Origin of the sequence: Chryseobacterium culicis (genome assembly GCF_002979755.1) — a bacterium.
GTDB lineage: Bacteria > Bacteroidota > Bacteroidia > Flavobacteriales > Weeksellaceae > Chryseobacterium > Chryseobacterium culicis_A.
The window spans coordinates 295,663-320,533 of sequence record NZ_PCPP01000001.1 but is presented as its reverse complement, the minus strand read 5'-3'; the positions used below and the strand labels follow the sequence as shown (position 1 = coordinate 320,533).

22 protein-coding genes are annotated in these 24,871 nt (G+C 36.0%); 13 read left to right on the top strand and 9 right to left on the bottom strand.

What is annotated here, in order from left to right; genetic code table 11:
• Positions 1-15: 15 nt before the first annotated feature.
• The 5 genes from dnaX to CQ022_RS01530 form a co-directional block, all read right to left on the bottom strand.
• Positions 16-1,101, bottom strand: a complete 1,086-nt coding sequence (gene dnaX, locus CQ022_RS01550) for a DNA polymerase III subunit gamma/tau (protein WP_105682671.1) — start codon at positions 1,099-1,101, stop codon at positions 16-18.
• Positions 1,102-1,200: 99 nt separating this feature from the next.
• Positions 1,201-1,833, bottom strand: a complete 633-nt coding sequence (locus CQ022_RS01545) for a TetR/AcrR family transcriptional regulator (protein WP_047375406.1) — start codon at positions 1,831-1,833, stop codon at positions 1,201-1,203.
• Between the two features lie 5 nt (positions 1,834-1,838).
• Complete coding sequence (locus CQ022_RS01540) at positions 1,839-3,095, bottom strand: aminotransferase class I/II-fold pyridoxal phosphate-dependent enzyme (protein ID WP_105682672.1); 1,257 nt, start codon at positions 3,093-3,095, stop codon at positions 1,839-1,841.
• Between the two features lie 428 nt (positions 3,096-3,523).
• Complete coding sequence (locus CQ022_RS01535; RefSeq protein WP_105682673.1) at positions 3,524-3,877, bottom strand: helix-turn-helix domain-containing protein; 354 nt, start codon at positions 3,875-3,877, stop codon at positions 3,524-3,526.
• Between the two features lie 95 nt (positions 3,878-3,972).
• A complete protein-coding gene (locus tag CQ022_RS01530) occupies positions 3,973-4,710 on the bottom strand; it encodes a LuxR C-terminal-related transcriptional regulator (RefSeq protein WP_105682674.1) in 738 nt (245 codons plus the stop codon).
• An 89-nt stretch (positions 4,711-4,799) separates the two neighbouring features.
• On the opposite strand from CQ022_RS01530, the gene CQ022_RS01525 reads away from it, so the two are divergent.
• The 3 genes from CQ022_RS01525 to CQ022_RS01510 all read left to right on the top strand — a co-directional run bounded on the left by CQ022_RS01525 (position 4,800) and on the right by CQ022_RS01510 (position 9,794).
• Positions 4,800-5,447, top strand: a complete 648-nt coding sequence (locus CQ022_RS01525) for a DUF1349 domain-containing protein (protein ID WP_105682675.1) — start codon at positions 4,800-4,802, stop codon at positions 5,445-5,447.
• Between the two features lie 739 nt (positions 5,448-6,186).
• Positions 6,187-9,177: a sensor histidine kinase gene (locus tag CQ022_RS01515; protein WP_105682676.1), complete on the top strand. Its 2,991-nt coding sequence runs from the start codon at positions 6,187-6,189 to the stop codon at positions 9,175-9,177.
• Between the two features lie 5 nt (positions 9,178-9,182).
• Positions 9,183-9,794, top strand: a complete 612-nt coding sequence (locus tag CQ022_RS01510) for a response regulator (protein ID WP_105682677.1) — start codon at positions 9,183-9,185, stop codon at positions 9,792-9,794.
• A gap of 138 nt (positions 9,795-9,932) precedes the next feature.
• Here CQ022_RS01510 and CQ022_RS01505 read toward each other — a convergent pair whose 3' ends face one another.
• Positions 9,933-10,778: a hypothetical protein gene (locus CQ022_RS01505; protein WP_105682678.1), complete on the bottom strand. Its 846-nt coding sequence runs from the start codon at positions 10,776-10,778 to the stop codon at positions 9,933-9,935.
• A 267-nt stretch (positions 10,779-11,045) separates the two neighbouring features.
• Here CQ022_RS01505 and CQ022_RS01500 point away from each other — a divergent pair, with 267 nt between their 5' ends.
• The 3 genes from CQ022_RS01500 (at position 11,046) to CQ022_RS01490 (ending at position 13,930) form a co-directional block, all read left to right on the top strand.
• Positions 11,046-12,002, top strand: a complete 957-nt coding sequence (locus CQ022_RS01500) for a helix-turn-helix domain-containing protein (RefSeq protein ID WP_105682679.1) — start codon at positions 11,046-11,048, stop codon at positions 12,000-12,002.
• A 114-nt stretch (positions 12,003-12,116) separates the two neighbouring features.
• Positions 12,117-13,319, top strand: coding sequence for an MFS transporter (locus tag CQ022_RS01495; RefSeq protein WP_105682680.1), 1,203 nt, complete (start codon positions 12,117-12,119; stop codon positions 13,317-13,319).
• Positions 13,320-13,516: 197 nt separating this feature from the next.
• A complete protein-coding gene (locus tag CQ022_RS01490) occupies positions 13,517-13,930 on the top strand; it encodes a hypothetical protein (RefSeq protein WP_105682681.1) in 414 nt (137 codons plus the stop codon).
• A gap of 232 nt (positions 13,931-14,162) precedes the next feature.
• Here CQ022_RS01490 and CQ022_RS01485 read toward each other — a convergent pair whose 3' ends face one another.
• Positions 14,163-15,803 (bottom strand): serine hydrolase domain-containing protein, encoded by a 1,641-nt coding sequence (locus tag CQ022_RS01485; RefSeq protein WP_105682682.1) that lies wholly within the window; start codon positions 15,801-15,803, stop codon positions 14,163-14,165.
• A 119-nt stretch (positions 15,804-15,922) separates the two neighbouring features.
• Positions 15,923-16,978 (bottom strand): helix-turn-helix domain-containing protein, encoded by a 1,056-nt coding sequence (locus CQ022_RS01480; RefSeq protein ID WP_105682683.1) that lies wholly within the window; start codon positions 16,976-16,978, stop codon positions 15,923-15,925.
• Between the two features lie 192 nt (positions 16,979-17,170).
• Here CQ022_RS01480 and CQ022_RS01475 point away from each other — a divergent pair, with 192 nt between their 5' ends.
• The 5 genes from CQ022_RS01475 (at position 17,171) to CQ022_RS01455 (ending at position 21,258) form a co-directional block, all read left to right on the top strand.
• Complete coding sequence (locus tag CQ022_RS01475; RefSeq protein WP_105682684.1) at positions 17,171-17,770, top strand: Crp/Fnr family transcriptional regulator; 600 nt, start codon at positions 17,171-17,173, stop codon at positions 17,768-17,770.
• A 65-nt stretch (positions 17,771-17,835) separates the two neighbouring features.
• Positions 17,836-18,456, top strand: a complete 621-nt coding sequence (locus CQ022_RS01470) for a hypothetical protein (RefSeq protein WP_105682685.1) — start codon at positions 17,836-17,838, stop codon at positions 18,454-18,456.
• A gap of 12 nt (positions 18,457-18,468) precedes the next feature.
• A complete protein-coding gene (locus CQ022_RS01465; RefSeq protein ID WP_105682686.1) occupies positions 18,469-18,870 on the top strand; it encodes a DoxX family protein in 402 nt (133 codons plus the stop codon).
• Between the two features lie 143 nt (positions 18,871-19,013).
• A complete protein-coding gene (locus tag CQ022_RS01460) occupies positions 19,014-19,925 on the top strand; it encodes a PhzF family isomerase (RefSeq protein WP_105682687.1) in 912 nt (303 codons plus the stop codon).
• A 103-nt stretch (positions 19,926-20,028) separates the two neighbouring features.
• Positions 20,029-21,258 carry an RNA polymerase sigma factor gene (locus CQ022_RS01455; RefSeq protein ID WP_105682688.1) on the top strand — a complete coding sequence of 410 codons (1,230 nt, stop codon included), beginning with the start codon at positions 20,029-20,031 and terminating at the stop codon, positions 21,256-21,258.
• Between the two features lie 51 nt (positions 21,259-21,309).
• On the opposite strand, the gene CQ022_RS01450 is transcribed toward CQ022_RS01455, so the two are convergent.
• A complete protein-coding gene (locus CQ022_RS01450) occupies positions 21,310-21,957 on the bottom strand; it encodes a DUF1062 domain-containing protein (protein WP_105682689.1) in 648 nt (215 codons plus the stop codon).
• 503 nt (positions 21,958-22,460) lie between these two features.
• Here CQ022_RS01450 and CQ022_RS01445 point away from each other — a divergent pair.
• Together CQ022_RS01445 and CQ022_RS01440 are read left to right on the top strand one after the other, a co-directional pair.
• Positions 22,461-23,876, top strand: a complete 1,416-nt coding sequence (locus CQ022_RS01445; RefSeq protein WP_105682690.1) for an aldehyde dehydrogenase family protein — start codon at positions 22,461-22,463, stop codon at positions 23,874-23,876.
• A gap of 116 nt (positions 23,877-23,992) precedes the next feature.
• Positions 23,993-24,790, top strand: coding sequence for a helix-turn-helix domain-containing protein (locus CQ022_RS01440; RefSeq protein WP_105682691.1), 798 nt, complete (start codon positions 23,993-23,995; stop codon positions 24,788-24,790).
• Positions 24,791-24,871: the final 81 nt, after the last annotated feature.

The following is a 24,871-nucleotide window of genomic DNA, read 5'->3' as shown; positions in this document are numbered from 1 at the left end:
GAAACGGAGCTAGAATCAGGAACTTTTTTTTTTAGTATCGCCTAAATTAGCTGTCAGTGAAGCCAGCTGCATTAATGCAATTTCAACCGTAAGTCTTGGGTTTTTCGAATTCTTATAATTAATATCGGCATGGTTGCAGATCTCAATACCATCAATAAGCTGTTGGGCGACCCATTTTTGCCCCTGTTCTACGAATTTGGCTTTAGTCTTCTCTCCTACTTCAATGAGTTCCATAGTGGAAGCATTCTGTGCCATCATCAGGTCTCTGAAATGATTTCCTAATCCCGCTATAAAAATATGAGGATCAAAACCTTTTTTTACAATCTCATTGAATGCGAAAAGCACTTCAGGAATTTTGTTTTCCTTGGCGAGATCCACAATATTCAGATATTGATCATAATCTAAAATATTCAGTACTTCGGCAGCTTTGGCAAGCGTAATATTTTTCTGGGAGAAAGTAGAAAGCCTGTCGAAGATAGAAAGCGCATCTCGCAGAGCACCATCAGCTTTTTGAGCAATCAGATACAAGGCATCATCTTCGTACTGGATATTTTCTTTTTGGGCAATGTTTCTCAGATGACTCTGGATGTCTTCAATGGTAATTCGTTTGAAGTCATAGATCTGACAACGGGATAAAATCGTGGGAATAATTTTATGTTTCTCCGTGGTTGCCAAAATAAAAATAGCATGAGCAGGCGGTTCTTCCAGCGTTTTAAGGAAAGCATTGAAAGCGGCAGAAGACAGCATATGAACCTCATCGATGATATATACTTTGTATTTACCCACCTGAGGTGCAAAACGTACCTGATCTATCAGTTCCCTGATATCATCTACAGAGTTATTGGATGCAGCATCCAGCTCATAGATATTATACGCAAAGCCATCTTCTGAAACCGAGCCATCTTTCTCATTGATCTTTCTTGCCAGAATTCTGGCGCAAGTAGTTTTACCTACACCACGAGGACCACAAAAAAGCAATGCCTGAGCTAATTGGCTTTCTTCAATTGCATGTTCTAAAGTATCCGTAATATGAGATTGCCCTACAACAGTATCAAACTCCTGAGGACGATATTTTCTTGCAGATACTATAAAATTTTCCATTGGCCAAAAGTAAGAAATATAGTTTTAATTTGAAAATTAAAAGTTTTCAAATTATCAACAAAAAATGTATTTCTGCTCAAATCGGAAAACTTTTAAGTTCTACTTTTTCTTGCTGTATGCAAAGTCGATCAACTCAACAATAGCGCCTTCTATCTCTTTTCTTCCTTCTTCAGTTTTCAGGTCAATACCACAAAATTTGTTTGCATTGTATCCTGTATAAAGGTTAAGATAGTAAGCCCCGGAAACAATTAAAGCCATAATTGCCCTGTGTCTTGTTGCCACTCCTTCTCCAAAGTAAGGATCTGAGATGTTTCCAAATAAAACTTCTCCTACTTCTTCACGTTGTTCAACTAATTTTTTAAGGATAGGCTTGCTTTCCGAAAGCTCCCAAAGGATAATTTTCTGAAGTTCTTTATTTTTCTTCAGGTTTTCGAACTGGTTCAATACCACCATTTTGGTAAGTTCATGTCCACCGTCAGAAAAATCCATATCAACATCCTGGTTGACCTGGCTCCAGTAATCCTGAGATTTGATATATTCATCGATCAGCTTATCAGTACTTCCAAAGTACTCATAGATCAATTTTTTATCAAATCCGGCAACGGCAGCTATTTTGCTTACTTTTAATCCGGAATATCCTTTTACTCTTAAAATTTTACCAACTGCAGCAAGCAGTTTCTGTTTTGTTTTTTCTTTGTCCCTAATGGGGCCCTGCACTACTTTTCTAGGCATAATTATTATTTTTTCGCAATATGCAATTTTTTATTAATATCATCAAACGCGTTAAGCGTTTTGTCGAGATGTTCTTTTTCATGTCTTGCAGTCACACTCATCCTGATACGCGCATCTTTTCTTGGTACAGCCGGGTAAAGAATCGGGTTGGTATAGATTCCTTTTTCTATTAGTAGTTTTCCGGCTTCTCCTGTTACATAAGGATCTCCAATTTTAACGGGAATAATTGCGGAACAGGTAACGCCTGTATCTAATCCTAAATCGTCAAGTCCTTTTTTAAAATAATTGATGTTATTCCAGAGTTTTTCTCTCCAGATAGGTTCTTCATCAATTAAATCAATGGCTTTAACGATTCCTGCGGATGATGGTGGAGCTGTAGCTGAGAAGATCTGCTGACGTGAATGGAATCTGATGAATGCTGCTATTTTTTTATCTGCAATAACATATCCTCCCAGATTTCCAAATGTTTTGCTGAATGTACCTGTGATGATATCCACTTTATTCAATAATCCAGCCTGTTCCAAAGTACCTCTTCCTGTTTCTCCAAGGATACCGACACCATGTACGTCGTCTACCATTAGAAAGGCATTGTACTTTTTCACAAGGTCATAGATCTCATTAATACGGGAGGTATCACCATCTTGGGAATACACTCCGTCCACAATAACGAGTTTCGTACGGTACAGATTTTCAGATACCTTCAAAATGTGTTCCAAAGATTCCAAATTATTGTGCGGAAATGTTTTTTTATTGGTAAAAGCACATCCTTCGTGCACACTGGCATGTACAGCCATATCTAAAATAGCAAGATCTTCTTTCTGCATTAAGCATTGTAAACTCGCGCTATTAGCAGTATAACCTGTAGTAAATACTACGGCTTCATCTTCTGTTCTTTTAAAAAAACTTGAAATTTTCTTTTCTAAAGCATTGTGGTAATCAAAATATCCGCCGATAAGAGGAGTGGCTCCTGTGCCGGTACCATATTTTTCTATTCCTTCAATTGCAGCTTGTTTTACTTTGGGGTGTTGTGTAAACCCCAAATAATCACTGGATACAAAACTAACAAATTCTCTGTTGTGGTTTGCAATGTTTACATTCAGTATTGCATTGGTTCCTGAAGTATTCTTCAGTCTGTAATTCATGTGTCCATTAGACTTTACATAGTCTAAATATTCATAAAAAATTTCAGCCCTTTGAGCCATATCATTATCTGGTATATTCTCAAAGTCTTTAATAGTTGCTGTTGTGAAATTGATGCTCATCCTTAATCTTGTTTGTTGTGGTTAAAAAAAACAAATATATAACTATTTAAAGGGCTTAAGCTCCCTTATTCAGATTAAATATTATTAAAGACACAATAATTTATTCTTACTCTCTGGAAACCAAACTCAATTATATAGACTTGTCTCTTTTTAACATTTCTCCTTATTGAATTAATTAGTTTTTTCTTACCTAAATTTAATAAAAAAAGTAAATAATAAAGAAATATTAATAGATAAATAATAAAAAAAGATGATTATTTTTTACAACCATCTCATTTATAAAAGATTATTTTGCGCTAATTTTAACATTATAATTCACTAAATCACCTTTTATAGTGGGTATTTCAGTATGATTAAATCCCTACCCAGAGACGGAAAAGGACTCTAATCTCCTGTCACAGCAATTTTAAAGAAAAAAAATAGTCAGTTTAAATATTGTTGGAATTTCTGAATTTTCCAGGGGTACAACCTGTCATTTTTTTGAAAAATTTTGAAAAGTTGGAGGGATCATAAGTAAAAATCCGGGCGATTTCTGCTATCGACTTGTCGGTAAGAATAAGCATCTCTTTAGCCTGCTGAATGATCTTTTCATCATAAAAAAAACAAGGATGCTGGCCGGTTTCTTTTTTTACCGTATCCGTAAGGTGCTTATGTGACAGCGCAAGCTCTCTGGCAATTTCATTCAGTTCCATAAATTCCGGAATTGTTCCGGAGATCACACCCTGGATATGATTATCCAGAAAAGTAAAATACTGAGAGGTAATTTCTTCACTTCTTTTCATCACGCTGGTTCTTGCTAATGTGTACTCAAGGTATAAAATTACTCATAAGATACAAAATAACATGGTGAACTTTTCGGATATTGAGATCTGAATATTTAAGAAAAACTATCTTTAAAAGCTTGGGTAGAATTTTTCACTTTTAGCTTTTCCAGAATATTCTGACGGTGTCTGCTTACTGTATTAATGCTTATGGAAAGAAGATCTGCAATTTGTTTACTTGCATATCCCTCTCCTACAAATTTTAAAACTTCCAGTTCTCTGGGACTTAAAATATTTTTGTAATCAAGCTTATCTTTCACAACAACGTCTCCCTTTATTGTATTAATAATCAAAAAATCAGAAACTGAAGAGGAAGAAATAGCAATATTATAAAGGCAAAGCGCAAATCTCAACCTTCTATTATAGGGGGAATACATGTAAAACATGCGATGTTTCACCCAGCGGTACTCATCCCTTTTATCTTTCATTCTTATTTTTGACACCACACTGTATGCTGTACGCTCCTCCATTTTAACAGCATCCAGTAATTTGAAAAAACGGAGTTCATGAATATACTTTTTCAACTGGTCGTCGGGATGTATCTTTTTCAGCATTTCTTCCTCCCAGATACTCTCTATCTCTGTAGGATTCTCACCCATCGTAAGTCCTAACTCAGCAGCAGCATGGGATTTATAAATATAACTTTTATTCTCCTGCATATCACTCAGCACACATATCGCTCCTTCCATCTGGGAATATACAAGTGCTCTCTGTTTATAGGTTTCTATATCAAGCAGGCATTTTTTGGAGGCATTATCCAGTAATTTATCACTAAGCTGTTCACGGATTTCCATAATGGTTATTTATCAGTATTGACGCAAATGAAGTTTAATAATACTTTTGCTAAAATAATAATTTACGTTAAGAACTTATCCTAAAGAGAATGAAGAAACTGATTTTCGGCTTTTGCACCTTATTCCTGATTCAAAAGTTTTCTGCCCAGACTCTGGAGAAAATGACCTGGTTTAATGAACCTGAAAAATGGGAAATCAAAAACAACCGCCTTTCCATGTTTGTAACACCGCAGAGTGATTATTGGAGGGTTTCGCACTACGGATTTACTGTAGATGATGCTCCCTTTTATTACACTACTTATGGTGGCGAATTTGAAGCAAAAGTAAAAATAACAGGTAGTTATAAAGCCAGATTTGACCAAATGGGTCTGATGCTGAGAACAGATAAAGAACATTATATCAAAGCCGGAGTAGAATTTGTAGATGGAAAATACAATCTCAGTACCGTGGTAACCCACAATAAAAGTGACTGGAGTGTGATTACCTTAGAAAAAACACCTTCTGCCCTATGGATAAAAGCAGTGAGAAGGCTGGATGCAGTAGAGATATTTTATTCTTTTGATGACAAAAATTATATCATGATGAGAAATGCGCCTTTACAGGACAACACTCCTGTAATGGTTGGCTTAATGGCCGCCTGCCCTGACGGAGAAGGATTCAATGCTGTTTTTGAAAACTTCCAAGTAAAGCATCTGCCGGACGAACGCAGGCTGAAGTGGCTTGAAACTCATAAATAACGATTGAATTACATTTCAATATACAGTTAATTTTATTCACCTCCCATCATTTACGGGAGGTTTTTTGATAAAAATACGATTAGAATGTAGAGTATAAAAAAGAGACTGTTTACTTTTAGTACAGTCTCTTTTGTTTTTGAGATAAAACCGTTTGTGTTCTTAGAATCATTATTTTGACAATAAAGTTTCTTTACTTGTGATGAGAATATTTTTGCAAAAATATGAATATTCATAAGCCCTGGCAAGGTTGTCATGTAGAATAAACCCCTGTTTTTTGTCAAATTTTTACTACAAAAATCAATTAAACAAAACATCAACCGTTAGTCAATAAATTAATAAAAACATTCCAATACAACACTATTTATCATTTATAAAATTTTAAAAGAAGCCACAAATACAGCATAATACTGAGATCTGTAAAAGAAAATTCAAAACGAATTCAATATAAATTTATCACTTATTATTGAAATATGATAATGCTTGAAAAATTTTGAAATGAATTATTGCCTACACTGCATGATAAAACTTACAGAAAACAGATCATGCAATACTAATTTATCTCCATAATTTCACTATTTTTACACGATCAAAAAATATAAAACACAAAAGACCAGAAAACTTCAATGATAAAAATTTATTTTCAATCGTTCCTGCCCATTAAAAAAACTTTGACTTGTACAAATACTATTATTAACCGTCTATTGCATTAGCAGCAGATATAGATCAGTTTTGCACATATATGAGAGTTTGGGCATTTATTTTTGCTTGCATCTATCTAAACATTTCCGGGCAGCACTATACATCTACGTGGCACAACATAGATAATGGGCTTCCACAAAGCAGTGCAAAGGCCATTGTCAAAGACAAATATGGCTTCATCTGGATTTCTACAGAAAACGGACTGGTACGGTATGACGGGAGTTCTTTTATTACTTTTGAGAATTTTAGGGTAAATAATCTGCATTTTGGTGAATTTATCGGTGATCCGCTTCTTGACAGTATAACAGTTCTTAACAATTTTCAGGAAAATAAAATCATTATTAAAAACAGGTTTCCAAGACTGGCAAGCCTTACCTCCGGAGATAAAATGACCTTTTCTAATGGTACTGATATCCTGTACCGTATCGCCAATAATATCATCACATCAGACTTCCATAGTGACATTCAGTATTTTATTCAGCTTAAAAATTCTGTTTATCATTTTACAGAAAAGAATGCCATCATCTATAAGGAAGGGAAAAAAGAAATAAAGATTGCCCTCCCTTTTACCAATAAAGATCTTAATTATATTTTTGTACTGAATGAACATCTTTTCATCAATGATCTGAAAAAAAGAAAAACCTATTCTATTTACAAAGGACATCTTTCCGTTTCTGATAAACCTACCCTTTTTAATCATCCTGACACTAAAATCTACTGGCAGCAGATTACCAATCAGACTTTTATTATCAATCATGATAACATTTATTTATTAGAAGGAAATGAAAAAGATCTTCGTCTGAAATTTCTTGTAAATTTTGAGGAAATCGGAAATCACTCCTACTGTTCCATGTTCTATGATAAAAATTTTAACAAATTATATCTGGGAACCCTCAATAACGGCTTGAATGTGCTTCAGCTTTCCAATTTCTATGTTTCAAAAAAAGAGGCTGATTTTTCTAATAATGTATATTTTGCCTCTCTTCCTTTCAGCCAAAGTACAATCATTGCTGAGGACGGGACAGAATTTGGAAGAAACGGGATTGTTAATAAACACCTTTTCGGAAGCAATGACAATTATCTGATGATGTATGACAATTCCGGGAACATTCTGATCAGAAAGAGAAACAGCATTATCAGGTTTTATAAAAATTCAGGGTATAAAAAGAAGGATTCCATTTTTGTCAAAAAAGGGCTTGAAACGTTTATGAAAAGTGGAAATCTTTATGGTACCACCTTTACAGATCTTTCGGGTACCCAACTTTATCTTCATAAAAAAGATATGTTTGCCCAACCGGATTTCACCTATACTTTTAAAAGTTTTGTGAATGTTTTTTTTCAGTACAGCGATAATGAAATTCTGACCGGAAACAGCGACGGCCTTTATTCCGTAATGCTGGGAAGTAATACCATAACTCCTTTAATCAAAAACATCCATGTTAAAAGCATTATCAAAACAAAGGATAATCTGATATGGATTACTACAAATAAAAACGGATTCTATCTTTTCAGGAACCATAAGCTTATCAAAATGCCGAACGACTGTAATAATTACCTCCAGTCGGCCCATTATATTCTTGAAGACCAAAAGGGATATTATTGGATATCCTCGAATAACGGAATGTTTAAGGTTCCTAAGAAGCAGTTGCTGCACTATGCAGAAGACAAAAAAACTCCGGTTTTCTATTACCGTTTCACCAAAAAAGACGGCTTTCTGACCAATGAATTCAATGGAAGTTCTGAGCCCAACGCTTATGCATTGGAGAATGGAGACTTTGTATTTCCTTCTATGGATGGTTTTGTATTTTTCAATCCGGAAAGTGTTCATTCTTATTATCCGGAAAGAAGTAAAATTTACATTGAAAGGGTGAAAGTCGGGAATGCTGAACCTCAGTATTTCCATCAGCTTCTTGAGTTAAAGAATGATTATAAAACAGCAGATGTTTTTATTGATATTCCTTATTTTTCTAATCTTGAAAACCTTTATATTGAGGCCAAAATATCAGGAAAAGAAAATACTGAATGGGAAAAGATCGCTGCAGGAAAAGAATTAAAATATACCATCAGTAATCTTTCTCCCGGTGAATATACACTCAGTGTAAGAATCCTTATTTCTCCGGATGGGAAATATGAAGAAAAAACAATACGTTTCAAAATTCATCCTCTTTTTTATCAGACATTACTTTTCAGAGTGTCTGCTTCCATTATTATCCTTATCATAATCATCATTATCGTTCAGTTAACCACCAATTTTTTAAGGATAAAAAATAAAGCTTTAAAACAGATTGTTCACAATAAAAACTCTGAACTAAAGGAAACTTCTCTTCACCTGGAGGTTGTGAAAAATAATTTGCAGAAAGAAACGGAATATCAGAAAAAACTGGTGGAGACCATCAGCCACGATATTACCACTCCTATCAGGTTTATTGCCATGCTCTCTCAAAAACTTCATGAATCCGATGATGTGGAGCTTCAGAAAAAGTATTTTGACAGTATTTATAAATCCTCAGAACAGCTTTATCAGTTTACGCTGAATTTAAAAGAATATACTGAGCTTTATAAGGCTGAAAATATTTTTGAAGAAAAGGAATATCCCATCAACAGAATTCTGGAAATCAAAAACAGGCTATTCTGTGAAATCGCCAAAGAAAAAGGGACAACGATTACCAACCTTACTGAACACATCGTTTATTCTCAGGTAAATGAAAGTATTTTAACTGCTATTATTCATAACATCCTTGATAACGCCGTAAAAAATACCTTTGAAGGAAATATAACCCTCAATATTACCGAAAATCCACAAAAATCCACCATAATAATTACTGATACAGGAACAGGAATGTCTGCAGAACAGATTGACATTTACATGAACCTGTTCAGAAATCCTAAACAGGAAACCCCCAGCTTCAAAGGAAAAGGTCTAGGGCTGCATATGGTCATCCATCTGGTAAAAAAGATCAATGCCGAAATGAGTTTCAGACAAAACCAGCCTAAAGGAACTGTTGTGGAAATAACACTCAATAAAAACTAATCTCTATGAATGAAAGAATTTTAATCGCTGATGATCATTATGTAGTAAGGGCAGGCACCTCTTTGGTTCTTGAAACTGCTTATCCGGCCATCCGTATAGATTTTGCAGAAAATTATGACCAGGTGAAAAAGAAACTGGAAGGTCAACGGTATGATCTTCTTATTTTAGATATTGATATGCCAGGAACTCAGTATAAAAAAATGGTTCCGGAGCTTAAAAATATACAAAATGACCTTAAGATTCTCATATTCTCAGGATATGACAAGGATGTTGCCATCCAGTATATCAGAGAAGGTGCTGAGGGCTATCTGAATAAACAAAGCAGTGAGGAAGAAATTAAGAATGCTGTAAAAACGGTCATCGAAAAAGGATATTTCTACCCTGCAGAACTGATTGGCCTTATTATTCAAAACAAGAGAAATAATCCGGTAGAAAAGCTATCCTCCAGAGAATATGAAATTTTTAAACTTCTGGCAGACGGCAACGGTAATCTTGAAATTGCCAACAGACTCAATATCCAGATGTCTACGGTAAGCACTTATAAAAAGAGAATTTTTCAAAAGCTTGATGTAACCAATATTGCAGAACTGATCAAGGCTTACGAAATGATGCATTAAGAAAATCGGGGCTGAAATTTCATACTATTCCAGCCCCAGAAAAAACACAAATCTCATTAGATTTTTTTAAACAGCTAACCCATAGATTTTGTATATTTTTATATCATTATTGTATTTTTAGAATCATCAGGCGGCTAATTAATACAGTCTCTGTACAGAAAGAAACAGTTCCCTTGTGTTATCAGAAGTATTGGAATCTGTAGTGGTAGCATCACTACTTCCTGTATTAGATTTGTTATCTACGCGGAATGCATAATATACTCTGTACCATCTTGGTTCCGGTTCCTGTATTGTAATATCAAATGTTACGGTCTCATTATGGGTCTGAGTAAGATAAACACCATCATCAAACTGTCGGTAAGCTCCCGGTGATAATTTAATATTTCCGTTGTCAGAATCTCCGGTATGGGTAGACATTTCTGAGACCCAGATTTTCACATCTGAAGTCCCTGCATTATAAAGTCTCGGATTAAAAGTGGTAGCCGCTCCAGTTCCTGCTGAACTGCTGTTAAATTGTGCATCAAGTCTTAGGAAACCTCCCAAAACGGGTAAATCTGAAAGATAGGTACTGGCCAAAGTATTCGCTCCGGAAACTCCTGCTGGAATACTTCCGTGGTAGTAAATTAAATCTCCTATGGTGATATCATCATCTTTCCCACCAAATGCAAATTTCCATGTCGTACCGTTAAACATATAATAGCCGGCTTTATCTACTTTCGCCGTTTTTGCAGAAGGCATTGTGACGGCCTGAGTCACATAGACCAATGCTCCGGTTTGTACCGTTGTGTAAACATCATCCTTCGCTTTCAGCTGATCCCCTGTTATTCTGGGAGCCATTACTCCATCGGGAACTGTTGCAACGTCCGGTTTCCCTTCTACATGCAATGTTACTTTAGGAGAATCTGTATTGATACCAACCTGGGAATAGGCAGTGATTGAAAGACCCATCATTATGCCGGAAAGAGTTAATTTTATTTTCTTCATTTTAGTATATTTGTTTAAAAATTATTGATTTATTAAAAAGGAAATAAATCATGTGGGTCAATTGACATATCATCAATCAGCCTTTATTGAGCTAGCTGTTGCAAAGTTATTCGCATTGAACAATCAACTTTATCAAGAATCAATGAAAAACCGGAAACGGCTCAATAAAACACAAACAACTAATAATCAAATATTTAAATAAGTCATTTTCTGAAAACTGACTGAATAAAATGTATTGAATGCTTAAAAAATTATCTCTTACCACAAATGACCACCGCAAAAGACATAAAAATTGAACAGTACAAACGGCAGCTGATCTACTACTACAACATTATGATGGCTGTTATTCTTGCTGTATTTGCTTTGATATTTACTTTTATCATTCCTGATAAAATGATGGCATGGTATCTTTATGGAGGGCTTTTTTTACTGGTATATACTTACCTTATTATACGTAAATCCTACTCGGTAAATATAATGGTGCATTCCTATATTATTATTGCCACTCTTTACAATTTTTACATCATGCTGGCTTTCTGGAACAACTCTATAGCCAGTTTTGTCTGGCTTATTCCCATTCCACTGGCCGCCTATGTTTTCTTTCAAAGGAAGTATGTTTTTATGTACAGCATGTTTGTTTTGCTGAATATTATTGCAGGATACCTTATTTCAAGAACATTCAGCTTTAAATTCCCCATACACAGACCTGAAGATGTGAGAATTACCGATACGATCCTTATGATTTCCAATGTGGCTGTAATATCACTTCTGCTCTATTTTAAGGATAAAATAAAAAGAGTTGAAATTTACCATGAAATCGAAGAAAAGAACCAGAATGCCATCATACAGCCGGCACCTATGGTAGAGAAAACACCTTTTGCAGATGAATTATTTGAGAAAATTGAGCAGGTAATGAGAGAAAAACAGCTGTATAAGGATGTCAATTTTAATATTTCAAAGCTTTCAACGGAAATTGATATTAACAGCAGCTATATCTCCAAATCCATCCGTACAAAAGGATATCCCAACTTCAATAACTATCTGAATAGGCACAGAATTGAGTGTGTAAAAAGACTGCTTAATGAAAATGATCTTGAGAAGGTAACCCTTATGTATATTTATACAGAGGCAGGATTCTCCAACCAGTCTACCTTCAACAGGGTATTCAAACAGATGGAAAGTATTACCCCTTCTGAATACATCAGCAGTTTGCAGCTTCACTGATTTGTTTCACCAATCAATATCATTGAAATAATGATTTTTAAATTCGGAAAATAATCAGGAAATTTACAGAACTTAATTTTCTGTCAAACCACTGCATTTTAATTGCAAACCATAATGAATCCATCTGAAAAAGCTCTTCAGGGAAGCCGACGTCTCCGATACATCAAACTTTGTATATTCTTTTCCGGACTTTCGGTTTTTGCACAGCTTTATCTCTTCCAGCCTATGCTGCCCATGGCGGCAGAACAATTTGGGGTATCTGTAGGTGATACATCCCTGCTGGTATCATCATCTACGATAGGTATGGCATTGGGATTGTTGTTTTTTGCATTTAAAGCCGACAGCTATTCAAGAAAAAGTCTGATGGTTTTTTCGTTGATCTCATCTGCTCTACTTACCATTATTTCAACCTGGATTCCAAGTTTAAGTCTCCTGATTGCTATCGGAGTCTTTAAAGGTTTTGTTGTTTCCGGCGTTTCTGCTGTTGCGCTAGCCTATCTTACAGAGGAAGTAAGTGCTCTGGCAGTACCTGCAACCATCAGCATGTATCTCAGTGGAAACACTATTGGAGGGATGAGCGGAAGGATAATGGCCACTTTATTTGCCGGGGAATTCGGATGGCGTAATGCAGTGTTGCTTATCGGAATCGAAAGTTTCATTCTGGCTGTTGTATTCTGGAAGCTGTTTCCGGAATCAAGGTTTTTCAATCCACAGAAAACAGATTATCATCTTAAGGTAAAACAGATGAAGTTTTTTCTTACCAATCCGTATATGCTTCGCCTATATTGTACTGCAGCATTGCTAATGGGAGTTTTTGTAAGTGTTTATAACTACCTAACGTTCAGATTAGAAGCAAAACCATTTTCATTAAGCCATTTTATTATCGCTTTTATCTTTCTGATGTATATTTTTGGAGTCTTTGGAACGATGATCGTAAGCCGCCTTTCTCAAAAGTTTCCGATGAATAATATTCTTAAAGTTTCTATCCTGTCTATGCTCACCGGAGCAGCATTATTATTATCAGAAAATATTTATATTCTTATTTTCGGACTTGGACTTTTTACCCTCTCTTTTTTCGCAGCCCATACAATGGCCAGCCAGATGACCGCTTTGTATGCCAAACGTGGAAAATCTTCAGCCACTTCTATTTACTGGTTATTTTATTATTTTGGTTCAAGTATTCTGGGAAGTGGTACCGGCTATCTTCTTCATGCTTATTCCTGGAATGTTTTCATTGGAGTTCTTATCATATCCGTTATTATTGCTCTTCTTTTGGTTACTTTTAATACGTCACCCAAAGCAAGAATAAAAAACTAGTACCACATACATACCACACTCTATTTTTCATGAACCCATGATAATTCGCTTACTGGTGTACTATTTTAACATATCATTAATTTTTCATTGCAAAAATTTAACCTAATCTTCCCTAAAATAAGGGTTAACAATGAGATGCTGGGCATACTATTTGCTTTTTATCTGAGACCATATCATCAACTAAAAACCAAAATATTATGAACGTAGCAGATCTAAAAATCAAGAACTTAGTCGAGTACAAAAATCAGATTTATACGATCACTGAGATCTTTCACAATGTTGAGCAGGCTTATTTTGTTAAAATTGAAAATGATATTCAAAGTATTTCAGTTCCGGCAGCCTCCATCAAACCTATTAAGATAACAGAAGAATGGCTTGAAAAATTAGGATTTTCAAGAACTTACAGTTCGGAGCAGAGCATCCGATATGAAAGACCGGAATCCTTTATAAAATATGACATTGATCTGAGCTCCAGAAAAATACTGGAAGGACTAAAGATATACGGGAACGCCATAAAGTGCAGGTACATCCATGAGTTTCAGAATATTTTCTCAAGCTTATTCGGAAAAGAAACTGCTTTACATTATGGTTATTTGAAAACAGAATCGTAGTTAAAAATAGTTCTTAATTGAGAAGACCACAATTTAACCCGTAAATTGTGGTCTTCTTTTTAGCATAAAACAATGGCCATTCTAAAGATTTCAAATCATTCTTCTCCAATGCCCTGGGGAATGAGATGTTTCTCAGCATAGACCGCGTGGAAAATAATGGAAAAGATATCTATGGTAATTTTAAAGCTGAAAAATGGGGAACATTTCAGACCTTCTTCAAATTCCACAAAAACTATTTTATTCTTTTAAATTCGATATCAGAGAGGCTTCCTCCCGATAAAAGGAATCCCTTAATATCATTATTCTTATCATATTTAAAATCAAGCTTTCCGAAGAATGATTTGTAAGAATAAAGTTGTGAAGAACTTGAAAAGTACAATAGGATATCTGAATTCAAAGGATGTCTGGCAACCAGTTTATTATTTTCTACCACCAATTGATATATGGTGTTGAATTCTTCATTTCTGTAGAATCCGGCATATTTACGAAGACCTATTGTATTCTCATTCAGAGGCTTTAATACTACTTTTTTGCATGCAAATGTAAAATCTCCAATATTGAAAATTAGCTTCTCCGGATGAAATGTAAAACTTCCTGTCGGAATAAAAGGGATATTAAACTTATCATCTCCTGCTGTTTGTAGGGGAGTTTTATTATTATCCCAATAAAGGTTTTTACCGTCTGTTTTTATCTCCAGATAATTTCCCGGATTTATTTCATAAGTTCCTTCCCATGATTTCAGTTCAGCCGCTGTATACGATGTTTTCTTTGGAGGAGCCGGAAGGGTCTGCTGGTCTTTAAGAAATACATCTACCAGTGCATAGGCAATCACCAGCCCATCAAAAACACTTTTATTTCCTGTCAGTACAACAGATAGATGATAGGCAGGAATATGCAGGATATAAGACCTGTAACTGGCAGTTCCTCCTCCATGAAAGACAATATCCAGCCCTTTATACTTTCCGGTTTGCAATCCCAGCCCGTATTGTATTTTCTCACCGGTATTCAATATTGTACTCTGCTGCATCTTATTGTAGATCTCACGGCTTCCCACCAAAGGTTTCTGAAAATTAACAGCCCATATACACAGATCATTCAAAGTAGTAAAAATATTGGACGAGCCATTTTCCATCTGCCCGAGAGGAGTTTTGACAAAACCGGAATGGGTTACCTGATAAGATTCTGCTCTGTTGGGAGTGATTTTTACCGGATCATTCACCGCCATTGAGTGATTCATTTGCAATGGTTTGAAAATATATTCCTGAAGTATTTGTGCAAAATCTTTCTTATAAACCCTGTGGAGGATTTCTGCCATCAACATAAAACCGGTATTGTTGTACCTGTATTGATCGCCTGGTTTAAAATTGATGCTTTTAATCGCTAAAACTGTTTTCACAGCATCTTCGTTAGTTACCCGGAATTCATTTCCGAATCCCTGCAAGTCTTTAATACTTGTAAAATCCGGCAATCCATGGGTATGATTGGCAAGCTGTCTAAGGGTAATTTTATAGGGAAGATTCTTCAGTTCCGGAAGATAAGTCCGGATATCATCTTCCAATGATAACCGACCTTCTTTTTCAGCTAAAAGTGTAACAAAAGCGGTAAACTGTTTTGAAACAGAAGCAATATCAAAAGCCGTAGAGTCTGACACTGGAACCCTATCTTCGAGATTTGCCAGTCCATATGTTTTTTTATAGAGTACTTTTCCGTCTTTGATAATGCCTATAGCCATTCCGGGTTCATTGGATTTGGCATAAGTACTTATTACGGAATCTGCTTTTCGGATTTTGTTCTGCTGAGTCAATTGTCCGAAATACAATCCGGTGCTCAGGATGGTAAAAATAAATAACGTCAATCTGATTTGTGGTTTCATCTGTTTTACATTTTAATGATGAAGCAAATCTGAAACTTTACGCTGATGTAAATATCCGACTACCGGAAATCGGACTCTTTTTATCTGAAAAATCAGTCCGACTTTAATTCGGACTCTATTTAAACAACTGATTTTCTGTAATCTGTAGGAGTAACTCCTGTTTCTTTTTTGAAGGCCGTATAAAATGAAGATTTGGAATTGAACCCCACCTCATACAAAACTTCAAGCACAGTAAGCTGAGGCTGATCCTTAAGAAGATCTTTAGCTTTATTAATTCTGAACTCATTAATAAAATCAAAAAAATGTCTGCCCGTATGCTGATTAATTAATATTGACAACTGCTTTTCCGGCATCCCCATCTGTACTGCTAATTTCTGCAAGGTAAGCTTATCATCCAGATAAGGATGTTCTACTTCCATAAAGGTCAGGAGATTTTTCAGCTGCTCAGGTTCTTCTTTTTGAGATTCTTCAACCTCCTGCACAGGAATCAGATCCTTATTAATCCCAGCCAGAAGATTGGGACGGTATAAAGCATTCAATACAAACCAGCTGATCACAAATAATACAAATAACGAATTCAGCGTATATAAATATAAAAATGCAGTTTCATTATCTTTCAGAAACTCTCTTATCAATACAAAAGTGTTTCCGATCAAAAAGAGAATTGTGGTCTGCAGCAGCCATTTATAAGTAAGCTGATGATTACTGGAATAGTTTTCCTGATATAACCTTTTAAAGGTTCTCAACACCAGAAATACGGCAATGATATAGAAATAATACTGAACAGTAGAAACAAGATCAAAGGCCTGATCATTCTGCCCGGAAATACCTGCTATGCTAAACCATCCCATGAAAAACAAAAATGGCAAGGCATGCAGAAGATGCTTTTTGCGAAGCGTAAAATTATAATAACAGGCGGCATTTACATACAGATAATATAACGGCATCTGCAAAAGAACACTCGCCAATTTGAAGCCTTTAATTATTTTATGATCAGATGGAGGCAGGAAAAAACCGGAAAGATCAATGACAGAAATCAATAGAAAGGCAGCGAATAAATAATGGGGTAATTTCCTTTCAGATTTTGCGGTCAGCAGAAAAGCGCTTAACAGCAGAAACAGGAAAAAAATAATCTTGCCCAAATCGTTGATCAATGACATATTCTCTATTTTCATGATATTCACAAATCTACAAATAATAGTTTCTTGTTGAGTATTTTAGCTTTCAATGAGATTACTTTTTTCAATACTCATCATTCTTTTCAACTGAGGTTCAGCCTTTGTTATTCCTGAAATTTTTAATATTTGCGTAAATTTGTACGGTAGGCAATACCTTAGATTCATTACGGTAAGCTACAATATTTTACAATGGATACCGATACAATACTTTTACAGCTGATAGAACACTTTAAGGAAATAGTCTCTTTAGAAGATAAAGATATTGACTGTATCACTTCCAAATTAGAGATTATATCGCTCAAAAAGAAAGACTTTCTGCTTCGTGAAGGGCAAGTTTCAAGACATATGAGGTTTATTGCCCAGGGAAGCCTGTACGCTTATCATATTGATGAAAAGGGAAAAGAAAACACCACTCAGCTGGGTATTGAAAACTGGTGGGTGAATGATCTTTACAGCTATTTGAGTGAACTGGCGTCAAGAATGTTTATTCAGGCTAATGAAGATACTATCATTGTACAGATCAGTAAAAGCAATTTGGAGCTGTTATACAAAGAAGTTCCGGCCATTTCCGAATTCTGGCGACTGAAAATGCAGTCTGCCTATGTCACATTGCAGGAGAGAACTTTTGAACACTCACGGGTAGATGCCTATACCAAATACCGAACATTTGTTACTGCTTACCGCAATATCGAACAACGTTTCCCTCAATACATGATTGCTTCCTACCTTGGAATCACTGTAGAATATCTGAGCTATCTGAGAAAAAAGCACCTCTCTGACGTTTCTTAAGATTTCTTAAGTTTATTCCGTTCCAGCCCGAATAATTTTGCTCACAGAATTTTAATGAGTGAAATATGAAGGCAAAAATTATCGCAGTAACAGCTCTTGCATCAGTCTCCCTGAGTCTGAATGCCCAGAAATTATCCTATACTCCCGATCTTGTTTTAGGGCATCGCTCCTATACCTATATGCACAATATCAACTATCAACTCAATGATCGGTTGAAACTGAATAATCTTACTTTATTTGATACAGAATATACCAAAGACAAAGAAAATATATTCTTCATCAGAAATACGCTGGCTTACAGCTTTACCAAAAGACTGAGTGCCAACGCTGCATTCGGAATGAAAAACCCGGGAGCATTTTTCAGTGCCTACCTGCAGTACAAGATTATCCAGTCTGATTATTCTCTCTCCTACTCTATAGGAACTACTTATCAGAAAGGATTTTCATTGGAACAGTCCATCTCATTTGAATATACTCCGTATCTGTCAGAAAATCTCAAGGGATATTTCAGTGTACTGGCTATTGGAAACCTGGATGACAGTGGGTATCCCAGAGGGCTGCAGTTTATCAGGCTCGGAGTAAAACAAGACAAGATGATGTATGGGCTGGCCTCCAATTTTGACCAGTTTAACAACGGAAAAAAGACCCTGGAAAATATCGGGGCATTTGTAAAATATAACTTTTAAAAATTATAAGAAATGAAAAAGAACATTGATTTAGGAATGCTTATCACAAGAATAGCTATTGGATTTCCCATGTCGGTTTATGGAATCAGTAAGCTGGTGCATGGCGTTGGGTTTATTGAAGATATGATGACAATGCACGGCCTACCATCATTCTTTGCTTATGGGGTTTTTGCAGGAGAGATTATAGCTCCTATCCTATTGATTATTGGATTCCGGGCGCGTCTGGCAGGATTGATCTTTGCCGCCAATTGTTTCACTGCTACGATTCTTGCACAGACGTCTAATATTTTCAAACTTAATGAATTTGGAGGCTGGGCTTTGGAACTGCTGGTAATCTATATGCTGGTAAGTCTCAGCTTTTTCTTTAGCGGTGCCGGAAAATATGCTGTTTCTACCCAAAATAAATGGGATTAAAATTTCCCCACAAAAACTTTCTATTCATTGATTGATAAATCAGAATCTCAGGATTCTGGTTTATTTTTTACCAAATGACAATAAAAACAGGCATTAGACACCGGTTTCATTCCGTATTTTTACAGTAACCTTAATCGTTAGTCATGAAAGAAGTAATCGTCTATCAAATTGATTCCTTTACAAAAGAAAAATTCAAAGGAAACCCTGCCGGAGTTGTATTAAATGCAGAAAATATGACCTCTGAAGAAATGCAGCTTGTTGCCAGAGAGCTGAACAACTCTGAAACCGCATTTGTTTTTAAATCTGATTCTCAAGAGGAAAACTTCGATTATAACGTCCGTTATTTCACTCCTACCACAGAAGTTCCCTCTTGTGGACATGCTACTATTGCCGCGCTCTACGCAAAAGCTCAGGAAGACCAATTGGATTCCTGTACCCTTACAATCAAAACACAAATCGGAATATTGCCGATTCATATTGAAAGAAAAAACAACGATTACCTCATCACAATGACACAAGGAAACTTTGAGCTGAGTCCTGCTTTCGATGTTTCAACCACACAAAAAATTGTTCAGGCTTTGGGATTGATTATCGATGATCTTGATGAAAAATGCCCTGTACAGATTGCTTCAACAGGTCATTCAAAAGTAATGATTGGTATTAAAAGTAATAGGGTTTTAAACCAACTCACTCCTGATCTTGCGGCTTTGGCAAAGCTTAGCAAAGAAATCAGCTGTAACGGATATTTTGTATTTACTTTCGATACAGACGAAAAAAATATTTTAACCAATGGTAGAATGTTTGCCCCAGCCATTGGTATTGCCGAAGATCCGGTTACCGGAAATGCTAACGGTCCTTTGGGAGGCTATCTTATTCAAAATAAAATCAAAGAAGCTGCTGACGGTATTTTTGAATTCACAGGAAAGCAGGGTGAAGCGATCAACAGGATGGGTAAAGTAGAAGTAAAAGTTCAGGTAAAAAACAATCAACCAGAGAGGATCAGTATCACCGGAAATGCAGTCGGTGTTTTCAGAACCACGATGAATCTGCAATAATGCTGATATTTAGATAAAAAATGTCCCTATTGAAGATCATTGATCGTCATTAAAATAAATCTACAAACTGATATTGAAATTGGATACCGATTTTTCATCCATCATGGCAAATCCGAATGAAATAACTCCGCATTTATTCAGAACCGAGTACAGTAAAATTGTTGCTGTGCTTTGCAGAAGCTTTGATATTAAACACATCGAAATTGCCGAAGATATTGCCAGCGAAACCTTCCTGAAAGCGTCAGAATACTGGGCGATACACGGAATCCCTGATCATCCCGCAGCCTGGCTTTATACAGTAGCCAAGAATAAAACAAAAGATTATTTCAAACACCTTTCTGTTATTGAAAAGAATAAACAGGAAGAAATAAGAACGGCTGAAAAAGAATTTCAAACCATAGACTTTAATACCCAGAACATCTCTGACAGTCAGCTGGAAATGATTTTCACCATCTGCAATCCTCTCAATTCTCAGGAAACTCAAGTAAGTCTTGCTCTTCAGATTCTCTGTGGTTTCAGTATAGAAGAGATTGCCAATGCTTTTCTCTCCAAAACAGAGACCATAAAAAAACGTTTACAGCGAGGCCGGGAATCTCTCAGAACCCATCATTTTACCATAGATTCTTTAAATGAGCAGGATATTCACCAGCGCTTAGAAACAGTCCTGACGACTTTATATTTATTGTTCAATGAAGGGTATTTTTCCAGAACGAATAACTTTTTAATCCGTAAAGATCTTTGTCTGGAAGCCATGAGACTTACCTTAATTCTCACAGAGAATCAATTAACCAATACTCCCAAAACCAATGCCTTGCTTGCTTTGATGTGCTTTCAAAGTTCAAGACTGGATGCCAGGATCAATGATGAAGGGGAAGCCATTCTTTTTGATGAACAGGACGAAATGCTATGGGATAAAGCCTTGATTGAAAAGGGCAATTATTATCTGGTAGAAGCCTGCCAGAACAATGACATTTCTATTTCAAAATATCATCTGGAAGCCGGAATTGCTTATTGGCATACTTCAGGCAGCAAAGAAAAATGGCAACCTATTTTAACCCTGTACAACCAGCTTGTTATTATTGAATATTCTCCTGTTACAGGGCTAAACAGAGCTTTTGCTTTTTCCAAAGTGTATGGAAATAAGAAGGCAATTAGGGAAGCAGAAAAACTTAACCTTATCACCAACGAATACTATCATGGATTGCTGGGACATTTATATTCCAAAATTAATACGGACAAAGCCATTCATCATTTTGGAGAAGCGATCCGACTGACGAAATCAAGATCAGAAAAACAAACTTTGCAGAAACAACTTAATCTTTTAATACCATAAAATTTCAATATAAAAGCGTCCCGATCAATGACCGGGACGCTTTTCTTTTTATTATTTATCTTCTACAGCATTGAGAAATAATTCCTCCTTTCCGATAAGATAAATGTTGATTAATTCTTGCCTATTGATCTTAATAGTATCCCCGTTTTTACATTTATATTTCTTTTGCAGAGGCTTTCCATTAAAATAAACCTTATCAGAATCAAGTAATAGGTTAAGTTTAGAAGATGAAATGCCTAAACACGTCCGGATCACCGTTGAGATTCTCAGATTAAAATCAAAAGGATACTGCATTTGAAACGAAATCATCTCATCGTCCATACTCATCAGGTTCTCTACCAAAAGCTTATCGTAAACCATTTCATATTCTACACTTTCCCAGTCGGCTTCCACACTATTTTTTCGCTTGAGTTCCTGTGAAAAAGCATATTCCCAGGCAATTTCTGTATTATTTTCTGAAAATTTATTGAATATTTCTTTACTGATCGATTCTGTTCTGATTCTTGAAAACACAGTCATGTTATAGGTGTTGTTGCATTTTACACATCGGTAAATTAACCATATATCAATATTCTTTTTCTGAGCATTCAGCCTGAATTTATCACTGCAATGAAATCTCTCGCTGTTACAATGGTTGCATTTCTTTTTTAGTAAGGGAGTATTTTTCGCTTTTACCTCCCATATATATTGTGTACTCATTACTTATAATTGCGCTTATTATTCTTTGTTGGATTTTTTCCTATTATTCACGCATTACAAGGATGTTACATGCATCGGCTTTTAACTTAAAGATTATTTCTCAAGGTATAGTTTGCCATATATTTTGGTTCCTGATCAATAGTAATTGTCAAAACCAAAATAGCAGATACAGCTACCCGTTGCGGGCAATGCAGTGAATAATATGATGAAATGAAAACCAGTTCGGATAGAGAATTACCCAAACGAAAGAACGATCAGCCTGTGGTTACGAAGACTGATACTAAGCGATAATAAGTTTAAGAGTTGTTCTCAAAACGAGTTATTTACTTGGTTATGATAAAAGTAGTCAATTTTATCGAAGAACAGGGCATTTTGACATTTAAATTCAAAAAAATAAAAATCCACAGGTTATAAAGTGAACCATACAACAAACAAAATTTGAACTATACAACAAACTCATCCTTTTCATTTCTGCCGAACTTTGTGGTATTAAAATCATCAAAATGGTACAGATAAATAAAATTTACATCAACGGCGAATTTGTTACGCCAAAAGGAACAGAAACTTTTGATCTTATAAATCCTTCTACCAATCAAAAAACCGGAGAGGTAGTTTTGGGAAATGAAGAAGACACCAGAATGGCCATCGCAGCAGCAAAAAAAGCCTTTGCTACATTTTCAAAAACAACGAAAGAAGAACGTATCCGTTTTCTTAAAAAGCTGCATGAAGCAGTAAGCAAACGTGAAGATGAACTTGTATCCGTCATGGTGAATGAATACGGAGGAACATTACAATTCTGCAGAATGAGTGTTCAGAATGCCATATCAGCTTTTACCAGCACGATTACCACTCTGGAATCTTATGACTTTGAAAAAACAGTCGGAAATTCTAAAGTACGTTTTGAATCTTTGGGCGTTGTAGGAATCATTACTCCATGGAATGCCAGCAACAGTTTCATCTGTAATAAACTGGCTACCGCCATTGCTGCAGGATGTACAGCCGTTATCAAACCTAGTGAAATGAGTGCTATGCAAACCCAGATTCTTACTGAATGTTTTCATGAAGCAGGGCTACCAGAGGGCGTATTCAATATTGTAAACGGATTAGGAAATGTAGTGGGCAATGAAATCACCCAACATCCGGATATTGCTAAAATATCTTTCACCGGATCCACCCTTACAGGAAAAGCAATTGCCAAAGGAGCGGTTGATACCATGAAAAGAGTCACCTTAGAACTCGGTGGAAAATCTCCTAATATTATCCTTGAAGATGCTGATCTTGATAAAGCAATTCCTATGGCAGTTTTCGGGGCGTATATGAACAATGGGCAGGCATGTATTGCTCCTACCCGATTGCTTGTTCCAAAAAATAAGCTGAATGAAGTGAATGAACTTGCTAAAAAAGCTGTAAAACAGGTAAAAGTAGGAAACCCAAATGATGAAGATACTCTTGTAGGGCCAATGGTAAGCGCTAAACAATTTGACAGAGTACAAAGTTATATCCGCCTTGGACAGGAAGAAGGTGCTACTCTTCTCGCTGGTGGTGAAGGGAAACCGGAAGGTCTTGAAAAAGGTAATTTTGTAAAGGCAACCATCTTTACCAATGTTCGCAATGATATGCGTATTGCACAGGAGGAAATTTTCGGACCTGTCCTGTCTATTATTCCTTACACTAATGAAGAAGAAGCCATTGCCATTGCCAATGATACCACTTATGGCCTGGCAGCTTACATCAGTTCTGCCGATAAAGAACATGCAGAGCGTGTGGCAACACAGATTGATGCCGGAAGAATCTGTATTAACGGGTTTGCCCATGATCCTTATGCCCCTTTCGGAGGCTTTAAACAGAGCGGTATCGGACGTGAGTATGGTGTATTTGGGCTGGAAGCCTATTTAGAACCTAAAGCAATCCTTTCCTAATAGTATTTTCTTCACAGCAGAATGTTCTCAGGATCGTTTTGCTGTGAAGATTCTATGATCCTAAAAAAGTTTTGTAAGTTTGAAGAAGAATCCACCCAGAAATATCCGCCTGAACTATGAGCGAAAATAATATTCCTTTACCCATCAATTATTCCTGTCATTTTTCAGAATTCAGGGAAGGTGAACAGTTTGCACGGATTCACAGTCTGGGGCTTGTTCTTTCCGGGGAAATGGAACTGAATGACGGGATTACAAAGACGATATTTAAAGAAGGAGAACTCTACTCTGCAAGGAAAAACCGTTTATTAAAATTTGCAAAATATCCACCTAAAGACGGTGAAATAAGAACCGTAACCATTTATTTTGACGAAGCCATCTTACGTGATTTCAGCCGTGAATACGGATATCAGGCAGAGAAAAAAGATAATATCCCGGCCTTTATAAAACCGGATCAAAAGGCATTAACAGCTTTTATGTATTCACTCCTCGCTTATGAGAATCTTCCTTCTTCCACAGAGCTTCTGCGCCTCAAACAAAAGGAAGCCTTACTTCTCATGCTCAATCATAATCCCGGCCTTAAGAATATTTTATTCGATTTTTCTGAACCTTATAAAATAGATATTGAAGCTTTTATGAATAAGAATTTCCATTTCAATGTCAATGTAGAGCGTTTTGCTTATTTAACGGGAAGAAGCCTGTCTGCATTTAAAAGAGATTTTCAAAAGATTTTTGGAATTCCTCCAAGACAATGGCTGCAGCTTCGAAGACTGAAGGAAGCTCATTTTTTACTTACCCAAAAAGGCAGATCAGTTTCTGATATTTATCTGGATCTGGGATTTGAAAATCTGTCCCATTTCTCTTTTGCATTTAAAAAACAGTTTGGCTATCCACCCAGTGCATTACAGGCCAAATAACTTAGATCTCTTTTAAAACATAACCGGATGCAAAAATAGAATATAAAAATGAATGGACTCGTATCTCTCACCTCTATTTTA